The organism is Streptococcus dentiloxodontae, from assembly GCF_053206925.1.
Map to the genome: position 1 here is coordinate 155,671 of NZ_JBRUHR010000002.1, position 13,119 is coordinate 168,789.

The following is a 13,119-nucleotide window of genomic DNA, read 5'->3' on the forward strand; positions in this document are numbered from 1 at the left end:
CAAAAAAGTTTTAACATAAAGTTAAGACTTTTTTCATGCTTTTATTTATAAAGGAGGGATCTATGGAAAATACACCCATTATTGAATTTCAGAATATTAGTAAAGTCTATGGTGATAATACCGCTGTTGATAATATTAATCTGCAAATCACATCAGGAGACCTCGTTTGTTTCATCGGAACAAGCGGATCTGGAAAGACAACTCTGATGCGAATGATTAATCGTATGCTAAAACCAAGCAGCGGGAAAATCCTCTTCAAGGGAGAAAATGTTTCTTCATTCAACCCTATCAAATTGCGGCGAAAAATCGGTTATGTTATCCAAAATATCGGTCTTATGCCCCATATGACCATTTACGAAAATATTACACTGGTTCCAAAATTATTAAAATGGTCCGAAAAAGACAAGCTGGCGAAGGCTAAGGAACTCATCAATCTGGTAGAATTACCCGAAGATTACCTAGAACGTTATCCGGCAGAACTTTCTGGAGGACAGCAGCAGCGAATTGGTGTCATCAGAGCTCTTGCAGCAGATCAAGACGTTATTTTAATGGACGAACCATTTGGTGCTTTGGATCCTATTACCCGTGAAGGAATTCAGGATTTGGTCAAGTCCTTACAGGAAAAACTGGGAAAAACCATTATCCTAGTCACTCATGATATGGACGAAGCTTTAAAATTGGCTACTAAAATCGTCGTTATGGATAACGGAAAAATGATTCAGGTTGGGGCTCCGGCTGACTTACTGCACAATCCAGCAACGGATTTTGTTGAAAAAATGATTGGTGAGGAAAGACTGCTCCGTGCACAGGCTGACATCACCCCAGTAAAATCAATTATGCTCAAGAACCCTGTTTCTATTGAACCTGATAAAACTTTGACTGAAGCTATTGCCTTGATGCGGCAAAAACGCGTGGATTCACTTTTGGTAACCGCAAATAAAACCAACGAACTGATTGGATGGATTGATATCGAAATGCTAACCAACCAGTATAAACAAAAACTCCTAGTATCTGATGTAATGACAGACATTAACTTTCGGGTTAAAGAGGAAGAGCTGCTAAGAGATACAGCAGAGAAAATCCTTAAACGCGGTCTTAAATACGCTCCCGTAGTGGATCAAAACAACAGTCTCACAGGTATCATCACACGCTCATCACTGGTGGATATGCTGTATGACATCATTTGGGGGTCTCAAGAAACGGAGGGTGAATAATGAGTGAATTTTTTGCACAATATGGTCATCAATTAATCCTAAAAACTTGGGAACAAATTTATATATCAGCCCTAGCACTTATTTTCGGTATCATTGTCGCTGTACCTCTTGGAACAATCCTAACGCGATTTCCGCGTATCGCTAAACTTGTTATTGGAATTGCCAGTATGCTGCAAACTATTCCGAGTTTGGCTCTTTTAGCCATGATGATTCCTTTATTTGGTGTTGGAAAACTGCCTGCTATTGTAGCTTTATTTATCTATTCTTTGCTTCCTATTTTAAGAAATACTTATGTCGGACTTCAAAATGTCAGCCCTACTCTAAGAGACAGTGCTCAAGGAATGGGAATGAGCCCAATCCAATCTATATTTCAGGTAGAGCTTCCTTTAGCCATGCCTGTTATTATGACGGGAGTTAGGCTATCAGCTATTTATGTTATTGCTTGGGCAACGCTAGCTTCCTATATCGGTGCTGGCGGCTTAGGAGATTTAATTTTTAGCGGTTTAAATTTGTTTGAACCTAAATTAATTATTGGAGGAACAATCCCTATTATTTTACTCTCGCTTATTTCTGATTATTTGCTGGGATTATTAGAGAAGCGCATCGTTCCTAAGCAAAAAAGTGAGGTGTCGTCATGAAAAAAAGAAAAACACAGTTATTAATTCTTGCACTTGTTCTTATAATAACTCTCCCTGCAATCGGCCTGACAGCTTATAAAACTTTGAGCAAAAACAGAACACCCGAAGTACGGATAACCGCCATGACTTCAACAGAATCAACCATCATGGCTAATATGATAGCAGAATTAATTAATCACGAATTAGGCTATAAGACGACACTTATCTCCAATCTAGGCTCTACCAATGTTCAGCATCAGGCTCTGGTGAGAGGCGATGCCGATATTGCTTCTACTCGGTATACAGGAACCGATTTGACAGGAACTTTAGGCTTGCCTGCTGAAAAGGATCCGCAAAAGACATCTCGAATTGTTAAGACAGAATTTAAAAAACGTTTCGATCAGACTTGGTTTCCCACCTACGGATTTTCTGATACCTATGCCTTTATGGTAACGTCCAATTATGCTAAAGAAAACAATCTCAAAACCGTATCAGATCTAGCTAAGATCCAATTAACTGCCAATGTTGGAGTTGACAGCACATGGATGAACCGTGAAGGAGATGGCTATAAAGACTTTGCAAAAGCTTACGGATTTGATTTTAACAGTATCTACCCGATGCAAATTGGTCTGGTTTATGACGCAGTTGAAAGCAATAAAATGCAGGTCGTTCTTGGTTATTCTACAGACGGCCGCATTCCAAGCTATGATTTAACCATTTTAGAAGATGACAAGCGCTTCTTCCCTCCTTATGAAGCTTCCATGGTGGTCAACAATGATCTTTTACGAAAATACCCCGAATTGAAGCCGATTTTACATCGGCTAGACGGCAAGGTCAGTCTGGAAACTATGCAAAAACTCAATTTCCAAGTTGACGATAAATTACTTGAACCGTCAGTAGTTGCCCACAACTTCTTAAAAGAAAATGATTACTTTAGAGAGGAGAAAACAAATGAGTAAAATGAACCTCTGGGAACAATTTTTCTACTATTTGAGCCATAATAGCAACTATATGTTAACCCAGTTTTTAGAACATTTCCTCATCTCAGTTTATGGTGTTCTATTGGCAGCTATTGTTGGTATTCCTCTGGGAATTTTAATTGCCAGAAAGGGAAATCTAAGAGGAGTTGTTATGGGGATCGCTAATGTGCTCCAAACAATACCTTCTTTGGCTATGATTTCAATTCTCATGCTAGGGCTTGGGCTGGGAATGAAAACCGTTGTAGCAACCGTTTTTATCTATTCCCTGCTGCCAATCATTGGTAACACTTACACAGGAATAAAAAGCGTCAGCCTTGACTTAGTTGATGCAGCTAAAGGAATGGGCATGACAAGAAGGCAGCAATTGTTCATGGTAGAACTTCCCTTATCCCTTTCGGTTATTATGGCAGGTATTCGTAATGCCTTAGTTATTGCTGTTGGCATCACAGCCATCGGTGCCTTTGTGGGCGGTGGAGGCTTAGGAGACATTATCATTCGCGGAACCAATGCGACTAATGGCGGGGCTATTATTTTAGCGGGGTCTCTTCCAACTGCATTAATGGCTATTTTCTCAGACCTAGCCTTGGGCTTTATCCAACATTTGCTGGAACCAAAAAGCAGCTCGGCACATTAACTAGAAAAAGTGTTAAACTGTTTTTAGATATTAACTTATTTTGAGTTCTTGACGTAGATAAGAGAGTGGGACAAACCACGATGATTGCTGTGCAATCACCCACAGAAGGGTGAAACCTAGAAGATTACGTATAAAAAATCGGTAAAACAAAAAACCTCAAACAGAAATGAGATTTTAAGCCATTCTATTTTACCAAGACTATCACAACCATGCAAAAAGCAACGGAGATCTTCCGCTGCTTTTTTGATACGCTCAAGGCACTATTGTCCCAGACTCATTTTTTAAATGCACCTGCTTGAACGTAAACTAGGAGTGACAAGAAAATGGCACTGGCTGCAAAAACTGAAATGCCTGAAAATCCTGAGAAAGCTGTAAATAGAATGCCTCCAATAACTCCTGCAATCGTTTCTCCTAAATACATAGCTGCATTTGACAAAGAAGAAATCGTACTGCGGGCATTCCTAACTGTCCCTTGCAAAGTAGTCATAAACAGTGGGAAAATAAAACCGTTATTGACATAAATAATAATCAATAAAATTTCAGCTAACCAAAAATGATGAGCGAAGGGTAAAATTAAATAAAGAAGAATTAGAGTTAGTAATTCTATTTTAAATGCCTTTTGCAAACCCAATCGTTTGACAATTTGGCTGCCAAAAAGTGAACCTAAGAGGTTTCCTGTCCCAATAGCAATAATGGCAGTACTGATATTGGTTAAACTCATCTCAAAACTCTGACTGAACCAAGTCGAAATAAAGGTAATAGCTGTAAAAGAGCCGGTTTGAAAGATGAAATAAGCAAGTAGATAACTAAGCGGTTTTTTGTTTGTCAGTACATTTTTATAGGCTGCAAAAAAGGAGAGCCTATTTCCCTGCTTAACCTCCAATTTAGGCAAGTAAAAATAAATAAGAACTAACAGCACTACGGAAGCTAAAGAAATAGCAAAGAACGGTGCCTGCCATGAAAAGTCGGCCAAATAGCCTCCAATGGGAACGCCCGCCATTTGAGAAACGGAAAGCCCTGCAGTGGCATAACCCATAACCTGAACGATAGACTCCTTATCTACAATCACTGGAATAGAAGCCCAAACCTGCGGTGTTACAAAAGAAGCACTAATTCCTGCTAGCAAACGAAAAAGCAACAGTAAGGTGAAATTATTTGCAAAGCCACAAAGAAGTGTTGAGACAGTAAAAGCAGCTAAACCATATAGCATGACCTTTTTTCGATCACGTCCATCAGAAATTGGTCCTGAAACAAGAGCAAATAAGGCATAGCCAATAGCATAAGCACTGACTGACCATCCTATAATTGACGTATCAACTTGGTATAATTTTGCCAAAGTAGGTAACAAGGGAGAAACTAGAAATGTATCTGTGCCAATGATAAACATGGTCAGAAAAAATAGGAGAGAATACTTTTTCATATAACATCACACTTTCTTTAGTTTAATAGTTGAAAGACTTTTCAACTATTAAATAGTATAGCATTGACGAAATAAAAATTCAATAGTAAAATAACTTTATGACTACTAAACAATTTTCAATCAAAGATGACGAAAGCTGGGTCAAAATTTTTAAAGCTTTAGCAGATCCTGTCAGACTTAAGATTATCCGTATTTTATACCGAAAACAAGGTGAATTAAGCTGCGGAGAGATTGGTCAAGTACTAGATATGAGCAAATCTGCCGTATCCTACCATTTCAAAACTCTGCGCGAAGCAGGATTGACAAGTACAAGAAAAGTAGGCCAAAATAAATTTGTCCAGCTAAACAACGAAACTTTCCATCAATATCTGCCAGGTTTTCTGGATTTAATCAATGACTAGTCCAAAGGGTGTGAATAAAACAGCCTATTTCTCCTTCTCATTGCTCTAATCAATCCTTTTAAGCCGTATCCATAAAAAAACAGGTCGAAAACAAATTATTCGACCTTTTTGTGCCTTTTAACTTTAAATGACATTAAAACAAAAAAACAAGAACCCGACTTTGTCAAGGTTCTTGCTAGGAGATTTATGAAAAGAAGTTATTTAGGATTGTTTACAGTATAGACCGCTTTGCTTAAAATTTACTTATCTGTCTCCCTTATTACGAATAACAAATCCATTTTTCTTTTCGCTTGAGGTGCGGTGCGGTTTTTTATTGTCTTTATGTTCAAAATCTTTACGGTTCTTGTTTGAAACACGTTTGAAATCGCGGCGTCCTTTATTACGATCATCACGTCTGCGATCACCTCGGTAGTTTCCTCGGCGGCTGTTACGGCCTCCCTTGCCTTTACCTCCAAAACCGCGGCCTGATGGTTTAAATGGCAATGGTTTTTCACGCGCTATCTCTACTTGAGGCAAAGTCTCAGGATCTTGAACTGTCAGGGTCAAAATGTAAAGTGCCAACTCTTCTGGTGAAAATTCAGCCGCTAGTTTGACAGCATCTCCCTTGAATTTATCAAAGTTAGCACGAACAGTTTCATCAGCAAAATCACGTTCAATCTTCTTGAGTGCAACTTTCTTTTTAGCCTGAAAGGCTTCTTGAGCTGTTGCAGGTTTGAGACCCTTCATGCGTTTTTTCGTTAAGTTCTCAATGATTGACAAATAACCCATTTCATTTGGTGCAACAAAGGTAATGGATTGTCCGTGTTTTCCAGCACGGCCTGTACGGCCAATGCGGTGCACGTAGCTTTCAGGATCCTGCGGAATATCGTAGTTATAAACATGTGTGACACCCGAAATATCGAGCCCACGCGCTGCTACATCTGTTGCAACAAGAATATCAAGATTATCGTTTTTAAAATCACGCAGGACACGCAAACGCTTGCCTTGGTCAAGATCTCCGTGAATTCCTTCTGCACGGAAGCCACGCAATTTTAACCCACGAGTTAACTCGTCAACACGGCGCTTCGTACGACCAAAAACAATAGAGAGTTCAGGCTGATCGACATCCATAAGACGCGTCATGGTATCAAACTTCTCCTGCTCTTTGACACGAATATAATATTGGTCAACAAGATCAGTCGTTAATTCCTTGGCTGCAATCTTAACATGCTCAGGTTCTTTCATAAAGTTGACACCAATACGCTTGATGGCATCCGGCATGGTTGCTGAAAAAAGCAATGTTTGGCGTTCCTCTGGGACACGGCTGATAATAGCTTCAATATCTTCAAGAAAGCCCATGTTGAGCATTTCGTCGGCTTCATCAAGAATGAGTGTTTCAACCTGTTCAAGTTTAAGCGCTTTGCGTTTAATTAAATCCAGCAAACGCCCCGGTGTTCCGACAACGACATGAGCGCCTGAACGCAGAGCCTTAATTTGTTTTTCAATGCTGGATCCACCATAAACTGAGCGAACTTTAACACCCTTATCACGGCCAAAACGAAAAAGTTCCTCCTGCGACTGCACAGCCAATTCACGCGTTGGAGCAATGGCCAAGGCCTGAACAACATTATTTTTAGTGTTAATTTTATTAAGTGTCGGCAGACCAAAGGCGGCTGTTTTACCAGTCCCTGTCTGTGCCTGACCAATCACATCTTTTCCTTCAAGTGCAAGCGGAATGGTCAGCTCCTGAATAGGAGAGGGAGTTTCAAAGCCAGCCTTGACAACGGCTGACTGAATGTCTTCGGATAGGTTTAAATCTGTAAATTTCAATGTTTCTTCTTTCTAAAAAGACAGTGCGAAGCTGTCTTATCAAGCTTATTTGTCATTTTAACAACTTAATTAGTGTAACACAATCCCACCTAAAAAGATAGAAGAATCCTTAATTTTTTCTATAAAATACTTTGACAAATTCAAGTCGAAGTTAGCCACTTTGTAAAAACTCTCTGGGAGATTTGTAACCAAGTAGTTTCTTAGGATAGTTGTTCATCCAATTTTCAATGAAAGCGACTTGTTTAGGAGTCGTTTTTCTTGTGCCTTTGGGCAACCAACGCCGGATGATTTGATAGCAACTCTTTCTATCGATTAGGGTCAGTAGGCACTCGTTTTTAGCTCGTGTCTAAACAACCGTATCAATCTCAAAATCGCCCACTTTCTCACGTTAATTGATAGTCTTTGGCCGCTCTTCAATAGATTTTCCAGCAGGCTTAAAGTCAAGACTCGCTTGCTTCTTAGCTTTCGCTTTGTGGGGAGTATTTCTGTTTGATATAGTGAACAATCTTTTCTTTCAGCTCCTTGGTCAGGGCGGTCTGCTTAACAGAGTGCTTACGGTTGCTTTCATAGACTTCCTGTGCAAAGTCAGCTGAGTAACTCACTTCGAACTTCCCTTGACGCACTTGTTGTCTGACTTGTCCACGCTTCACCTCGTTATGAATGGTTTGAGGAGCTTTACCTAATCGTCTAGCCACTTCACGATGAGACTGTCCTTCTTGGAGCCAACGTTCGATATTTCGACGGTCAGCTAGTGTTAAATTGTTCCCTTTTGGTCTATAATAATCTTGCATCTCAGAGTCTTTCTAATTGTTGTTGTGGTGATGACAATTATATGGCTCTGAGGTGTTTTTCATACTCTTAAGTGGCTAACTTCATTTTAAAACTTTCTCTTGAAATTTGCCAAACAAAAGGATTCTAATAAAAACTGTTTTCTTGCAAATTCTCTGTGTAAGCGCTATAATGAATATGTCACAAGAGGAGCAATCTGCTGAGATGGGCGCTGCCCGAACTCTTATTACCTGATCAGGTTAGGACCTGCGGAGGAATGTGTCTAACAAAGAGAAACTAAAACCTCGAGCTTTTCTTGTTTTGATTGTGGCAAATCTTATTAGCCAGTCAAGCAAGGCTGGCGTTGGAGGTTTTTTATGTCAAGAACAGATATTCGGCAACTGATTGAGATTGCATTACTTGCAACTGTCGCTTATTTATTGGATGTTTTCACACAGCCCCTATCTTTTGGCTGGATTTCCTATTCTTTTAAGATGGTACCTATTCTTATTCTTTCTTACCGTTGGGGAACAAAGGCTGGACTTTTAGGCGGCTTTATCTGGGGATTGCTTCAGGTTGTAACTGGGCAGGCTTCGGGGGGATGGCTTAACTTCACACAAGGTTTTCTGGAATATTTTGTTGCTTTTACTTTGATTGGGCTGGCAGGGTTGGTAAAACCGCAAGTTGATAAGGCAAGAAAAAATAAATCTACTGTCAAGCTTCTTAGCTTTGCCCTTTTGGGAACTCTGCTTGGAACGACTTCACGCTATATTATTCATTTTATCGCAGGTGTCATCTTTTGGGGAAGCTACGCTCCAGCAGGACAATCGGCTATTTACTACTCCTTTACAGTCAATGGTTTGTCTTGGCTTGGAGAAACAATTGCCTGTGTCCTTGTCATTTGGCTGCTACAGCCTTTTCTGTATAAATTTTTAGAGACAAACTAATTCTTCTAGCAGTCTAAGGCAGGCATCTTAGGCTGCTGTTTTTAATTTATCAGCAAAAATAAAGGCTGCCATTTTTGACAGCTTTTTATTGTTTTTGACGAATTTTATTTGAAAAATGGTTTTTCCTATGATAGGCTTTATAAAAGCAATCCAGAAAAGGAGAATCTTATGGCTAACGGAACGATTATGCAGTATTTCGAGTGGTATTTGCCGGATGACGGCAGGCACTGGCAGCGCTTGGCGGCTGACGCTGCTCATTTGAAAGAGATTGGCATCAGCATGGTCTGGATGCCGCCGGCTTTTAAGGGCACCAGCAAGAGCGATGTCGGCTACGGTGTCTATGACCTCTTCGATCTGGGAGAATTTGACCAAAAGGGCACCATTGCCACCAAATACGGAAAGAAGGCAGACTACCTCAAGGCAATTGAGGCTCTGCATGAAGCGGGTATTCAGGCTGTCGCTGATATCGTTCTCAACCACAAGGCTGGCGGCGATGTGCGGGAGCGTTTTCGGGTGCTTAAGATGAATCCAAGCAACCGGCAGGAGCCTATCTCCGAGCCTTACGAGATTGAAGGCTGGACTGGTTTTGACTTTGCCGGCCGAAACAATACCTACAGCGATTTCAAATGGCACTGGTATCATTTCACGGGTTTGGATTATGATGCCTTGCACAATGAAACCGGGATTTACATGATTCTGGGCGATAACAAAGGCTGGGCAGATCAGGATCAGGTGGACAATGAAAACGGCAATTACGACTACCTCATGTTCAACGACATTGACTTTGAGAATCCAGAAGCGGTCAGCCATCTCAAAGATTGGGTTCAGTGGTTTCTGGAAACAACCAAGGTTGATGGTTTTCGGCTGGATGCGGTCAAGCATATTGGTGAAAGCTTTATGACCGAATTTATCAGCCACATCAGGGAGCATATCAAACCCGACCTCTACGCCTTTGCGGAATACTGGAAAGGAGACAGCCAAGCCACCAGCCACTATATCGCTGATACTGGGCGGGAATTTGACTTGGTGGATGTTGTCCTGCATATGAATCTCTTTGAAGCTGGCAAACGCGGCAAAGACTATGATTTGACTCAGATTTTGACGGGCAGCCTGGTGCAAAATGATGCTCTAGAAGCTGTTACCTTCGTGGATAATCATGATTCCCAGCGCGGCCAGGCTCTGGAATCCTGCATCGAAGAGTGGTTCAAACCAGCAGCTTACAGCCTGATTCTTCTGCGGCAGCAAGGACTGCCCTGTGTCTTTTACGGTGACTACTATGGCATCTCCGGCGACTTTGCTCAGAAAGCCTTCCAAACGGAGATTGATAAAATGCTCTACCTCAGGCAGCATCATGTCTATGGCGAACAGGTTGATTATTTCGACCACTCCAACTGCATCGGCTGGGTTAACTTAGGATCCGATGAACATCCTGAGGGCTCTGCTATTGTCATCAGCAACTCCGACGCTGGCTGGAAACGAATGAACATGGGCAGTCTGAATGCCGGTAAAATTTTTGTGGATTATCTGGGCGGCCATCCCGATCAGGTGCAGATAGAAGCTGACGGCTGGGCCGCTTTCCCTGTTCAGGCAGGGGCAGTCTCAGCTTGGATTAACAAGGAGGCTCTGCCGCATGAAAAATAAACTCTTTCAGCTGGAGCAGGGCTTTCTGAACCCAAGCAGCCAGTCAAATCAAGACTGGCTAAACAGAACAATTCACGATGACTTTATTGAGATAGGTAAATCCGGCAGAATCTACAACAAACAGGAGGTTATTGCCGCTTTGACTGACCGAAAGACCGGGGAAATCGCAGAAATGCTAAAATTTGACTGCCGGCAGATTGACCGGAAGACCTGGCTGGTGCATTACCAGACAAAGCACAGCGCTCTTTCAGCCTATCGGACTTCTATTTGGCTGACTGACGAAGCCGACCCGCAGCTTTATTTTCATCAGGCGACAAAACAAAATCTTGCTAATAAGTAAAAAAAGCCCGTTGGGCTTTTTTTTACATTTTCTCCTCCAACTCAACATCCGGATACTTATCCGCAAACCAGCGCAGAGCAAAGTCATTTTCAAAGAGGAAGACAGGTTTATCAAAGCGGTCACGTGCCAAGATGTTACGGCTTGAGCTCATGCGTTCATCAAGATCTTCTTCCTTAATCCAACGTACGGTCTTCTTGCCCATAGGTGTCATGACGACTTCGGCATTGTATTCATTTTCCATGCGGTGTTTGAAAACTTCAAACTGCAGTTGTCCAACTGCACCTAACATGTACTCACCTGTTTGATAGTTTTTGTAAAGCTGGATAGCTCCTTCTTGTACCAGCTGTTCAATTCCTTTGTGGAAGGACTTCTGTTTCATGACATTTTTAGCAGAAACTTTCATAAAGAGCTCTGGTGTAAAGGTTGGCAGGGGCTCGAATTCAAATTTATTTTTACCAACAGTCAAGCTGTCTCCAACCTGATAAGTTCCTGTGTCATAAACTCCGATAATATCACCAGCAACAGCATTTTCCACATTCTCACGAGATTCAGCCATAAACTGGGTGACATTTGACAGTTTAACGCTCTTGCCAGTGCGAGCAAGATTGACAGACATACCGCGCTCAAATTCACCAGACACAATACGAACAAATGCAATCCGGTCGCGGTGGCGGGGATCCATATTGGCTTGAATTTTGAAAACAAAACCTGAAAAATCTTTATCCAAGGGATCAATGACTTTATCATCAGTCGTCTTGTGGCCGTGGGGCTCAGGGGCAAATTCTAAGAAAGAATCTAGGAAGGTTTGCACACCAAAATTGGTCAAGGCAGAGCCAAAGAAGACAGGCGTCAATTCACCCTTTAAGATAGCTTCTTGAGAGAATTCATTGCCAGCTTCCTGCAGCAATTCAACATCTTCTAAGACCTGTTCATAGAAAGGATTGCTGGCAAAAATCGCAGCTCCTTCGTCAAAAGAAGCAAAGCGATTATCACCCTTGTAGAGTTCAAGACGCTGATTGTATAAGTCGTAGAGACCTTCAAAAGATCTTCCCATACCAATGGGCCAGTTCATAGGATAGCTATCAATCCCCAGCACTTCTTCTAGTTCTTCCAATAAATCCAGCGGCTCGCGCCCATCACGGTCCAATTTGTTAATAAAAGTAAAAACTGGAATGTTACGGTGTTTGACAACCTCGAAAAGTTTCTTGGTCTGTGCTTCGATACCTTTGGCAGAATCAACCACCATGACAGCCGCATCCACTGCCATCAGAGTACGGTAGGTATCTTCCGAGAAATCCTCGTGCCCAGGTGTGTCAAGGATATTAACGCGTTTACCAGCATAGTCAAACTGCATAACAGATGATGTCACCGAAATCCCACGTTGTTTTTCAATATCCATCCAGTCAGACTTGGCAAAAGTCCCAGTTTTTTTCCCCTTAACGGTACCGGCCTCACGGATTTCACCCCCAAAATAAAGCAGTTGCTCCGTAATCGTCGTCTTACCAGCATCTGGGTGACTGATGATGGCAAAAGTCCGGCGTTTTTTAATTTCGTCTTGTAAAGTCATTGTTTTCCTTTTTTGTAAAATAGCAGAGCTAATAAATAGTTGTCTCGGGTACACAAAAAGAGCTGTACCCACAGCCCTTCTATTATAGCGGAAAATTAACGTTCTGACAAACGTCTTTGTACCCTCCTTAGGAAAACCCAATCAATCACTAACAGCATGACTGTTAAGACAAGTGTGACTGCCAAATAACGGAACCACAAAGGAGTTTCTGCAATAAGTGGTGTATGACGCAAAATGCCATAATTACCACCTGTTACAAGATTAACCAAGACCAAGAAGAAATCCAAAACAGCTGTATAAAATGCAATGGCCTTCCAACTGAGAAAATTAGCCTTATAATAGCGCATCAAATAAATGATACTACCAACTAGAAGGGCATAATGCCCTAGTAGAAATGAAATTCCTGTAATATGCGGAAAAGTATAAGGATCAAAAACTGGATAGCCGATGGCAAAAATAGCTCCACTAGCTCCCATCAAAGCGAAATATTGCTTGATCTTACTGCCATTTGGCAAAAGCAGAACCGCAAACATAGCCAACCTGCAATGATAAAAGGGCAGACTGTTAGAAAGCGGAATCTGCTGAACCCCATACCAAATATAAAGAGAAACCAGCTGAAAGCTCTGCAAAAATTGGTAAGTTCGCAAAAGCCATTTCTTTTGATAATAGGTCACAGACAGCCAAATTAAGCCCAGCAAAACAAAAAGCATCAACAAATAAAGCGGAATCGATATAAGGGGCGGATTGGTCTGGTTTGTTGTAAAAAAATCAGTCATCCCAA

At 41.4% G+C, this 13,119-nt stretch carries 12 protein-coding genes, 1 pseudogene and 1 riboswitch; of the genes and pseudogenes, 8 read left to right on the forward strand and 5 right to left on the reverse strand.

Going from position 1 to position 13,119, the window contains the following annotated elements; genetic code table 11:
- The first annotated feature begins 62 nt into the window (after positions 1-62).
- From ACVRZ8_RS02200 to ACVRZ8_RS02215, 4 genes are read left to right on the forward strand one after another with little or no spacing between them, the layout of a single operon-like run.
- Positions 63-1,214, forward strand: a complete 1,152-nt coding sequence (locus ACVRZ8_RS02200; protein ID WP_447447694.1) for a betaine/proline/choline family ABC transporter ATP-binding protein — start codon at positions 63-65, stop codon at positions 1,212-1,214.
- Positions 1,214-1,852 carry an ABC transporter permease gene (locus tag ACVRZ8_RS02205; protein WP_447447695.1) on the forward strand — a complete coding sequence of 213 codons (639 nt, stop codon included), beginning with the start codon at positions 1,214-1,216 and terminating at the stop codon, positions 1,850-1,852. The genes ACVRZ8_RS02200 and ACVRZ8_RS02205 overlap by 1 nt, the downstream gene beginning before the upstream one ends.
- Positions 1,849-2,790, forward strand: coding sequence for an osmoprotectant ABC transporter substrate-binding protein (locus tag ACVRZ8_RS02210; protein WP_447447696.1), 942 nt, complete (start codon positions 1,849-1,851; stop codon positions 2,788-2,790). Before ACVRZ8_RS02205 ends, ACVRZ8_RS02210 begins: the two co-directional genes overlap by 4 nt.
- Positions 2,783-3,445 carry an ABC transporter permease gene (locus ACVRZ8_RS02215; RefSeq protein ID WP_447447697.1) on the forward strand — a complete coding sequence of 221 codons (663 nt, stop codon included), beginning with the start codon at positions 2,783-2,785 and terminating at the stop codon, positions 3,443-3,445. Before ACVRZ8_RS02210 ends, ACVRZ8_RS02215 begins: the two co-directional genes overlap by 8 nt.
- Positions 3,446-3,719: 274 nt before the next feature.
- Here ACVRZ8_RS02215 and ACVRZ8_RS02220 read toward each other — a convergent pair whose 3' ends face one another.
- Complete coding sequence (locus ACVRZ8_RS02220; RefSeq protein ID WP_447447698.1) at positions 3,720-4,865, reverse strand: MFS transporter; 1,146 nt, start codon at positions 4,863-4,865, stop codon at positions 3,720-3,722.
- A gap of 98 nt (positions 4,866-4,963) precedes the next feature.
- On the opposite strand from ACVRZ8_RS02220, the gene ACVRZ8_RS02225 reads away from it, so the two are divergent.
- Positions 4,964-5,266: an ArsR/SmtB family transcription factor gene (locus ACVRZ8_RS02225; protein WP_447447699.1), complete on the forward strand. Its 303-nt coding sequence runs from the start codon at positions 4,964-4,966 to the stop codon at positions 5,264-5,266.
- 243 nt (positions 5,267-5,509) lie between these two features.
- On the opposite strand, the gene cshA is transcribed toward ACVRZ8_RS02225, so the two are convergent.
- Positions 5,510-7,075: a degradosome RNA helicase CshA gene (cshA, locus tag ACVRZ8_RS02230; RefSeq protein ID WP_447447700.1), complete on the reverse strand. Its 1,566-nt coding sequence runs from the start codon at positions 7,073-7,075 to the stop codon at positions 5,510-5,512.
- Between the two features lie 151 nt (positions 7,076-7,226).
- A pseudogene (locus ACVRZ8_RS02235) lies at positions 7,227-7,866 on the reverse strand (transposase).
- A 173-nt stretch (positions 7,867-8,039) separates the two neighbouring features.
- Positions 8,040-8,138: riboswitch (TPP riboswitch) on the forward strand.
- 82 nt (positions 8,139-8,220) lie between these two features.
- On the opposite strand from ACVRZ8_RS02235, the gene thiT reads away from it, so the two are divergent.
- The 3 genes from thiT to ACVRZ8_RS02250 all read left to right on the forward strand — a co-directional run bounded on the left by thiT (position 8,221) and on the right by ACVRZ8_RS02250 (position 10,771).
- Entirely contained in the window at positions 8,221-8,790 is a 570-nt protein-coding gene (gene thiT / locus ACVRZ8_RS02240) for an energy-coupled thiamine transporter ThiT (protein WP_447447701.1), read from the forward strand.
- A 168-nt stretch (positions 8,791-8,958) separates the two neighbouring features.
- A complete protein-coding gene (locus tag ACVRZ8_RS02245) occupies positions 8,959-10,431 on the forward strand; it encodes an alpha-amylase (RefSeq protein ID WP_447447702.1) in 1,473 nt (490 codons plus the stop codon).
- Entirely contained in the window at positions 10,421-10,771 is a 351-nt protein-coding gene (locus tag ACVRZ8_RS02250) for a nuclear transport factor 2 family protein (protein ID WP_447447703.1), read from the forward strand. Before ACVRZ8_RS02245 ends, ACVRZ8_RS02250 begins: the two co-directional genes overlap by 11 nt.
- A 22-nt stretch (positions 10,772-10,793) precedes the next feature.
- On the opposite strand, the gene ACVRZ8_RS02255 is transcribed toward ACVRZ8_RS02250, so the two are convergent.
- Complete coding sequence (locus ACVRZ8_RS02255; RefSeq protein WP_447447704.1) at positions 10,794-12,338, reverse strand: peptide chain release factor 3; 1,545 nt, start codon at positions 12,336-12,338, stop codon at positions 10,794-10,796.
- A gap of 95 nt (positions 12,339-12,433) precedes the next feature.
- Positions 12,434-13,114, reverse strand: a complete 681-nt coding sequence (locus tag ACVRZ8_RS02260) for a YwaF family protein (RefSeq protein WP_447447705.1) — start codon at positions 13,112-13,114, stop codon at positions 12,434-12,436.
- Positions 13,115-13,119: the final 5 nt, after the last annotated feature.

What these genes read in the sequence shown, in the direction of transcription:
- ACVRZ8_RS02200 (WP_447447694.1), top strand. Translation starts at nt 63, where the DNA reads ATGGAAAATACACCCATTATTGAATTTCAGAATATTAGTAAAGTCTAT.
- ACVRZ8_RS02205 (WP_447447695.1), top strand. Translation starts at nt 1,214, where the DNA reads ATGAGTGAATTTTTTGCACAATATGGTCATCAATTAATCCTAAAAACT.
- ACVRZ8_RS02210 (WP_447447696.1), top strand. Translation starts at nt 1,849, where the DNA reads ATGAAAAAAAGAAAAACACAGTTATTAATTCTTGCACTTGTTCTTATA.
- ACVRZ8_RS02215 (WP_447447697.1), top strand. Translation starts at nt 2,783, where the DNA reads ATGAGTAAAATGAACCTCTGGGAACAATTTTTCTACTATTTGAGCCAT.
- ACVRZ8_RS02220 (WP_447447698.1), bottom strand. Translation starts at nt 4,865, where the DNA reads ATGAAAAAGTATTCTCTCCTATTTTTTCTGACCATGTTTATCATTGGC.
- ACVRZ8_RS02225 (WP_447447699.1), top strand. Translation starts at nt 4,964, where the DNA reads ATGACTACTAAACAATTTTCAATCAAAGATGACGAAAGCTGGGTCAAA.
- thiT (WP_447447701.1), top strand. Translation starts at nt 8,221, where the DNA reads ATGTCAAGAACAGATATTCGGCAACTGATTGAGATTGCATTACTTGCA.
- ACVRZ8_RS02245 (WP_447447702.1), top strand. Translation starts at nt 8,959, where the DNA reads ATGGCTAACGGAACGATTATGCAGTATTTCGAGTGGTATTTGCCGGAT.
- ACVRZ8_RS02250 (WP_447447703.1), top strand. Translation starts at nt 10,421, where the DNA reads ATGAAAAATAAACTCTTTCAGCTGGAGCAGGGCTTTCTGAACCCAAGC.
- ACVRZ8_RS02255 (WP_447447704.1), bottom strand. Translation starts at nt 12,338, where the DNA reads ATGACTTTACAAGACGAAATTAAAAAACGCCGGACTTTTGCCATCATC.
- ACVRZ8_RS02260 (WP_447447705.1), bottom strand. Translation starts at nt 13,114, where the DNA reads ATGACTGATTTTTTTACAACAAACCAGACCAATCCGCCCCTTATATCG.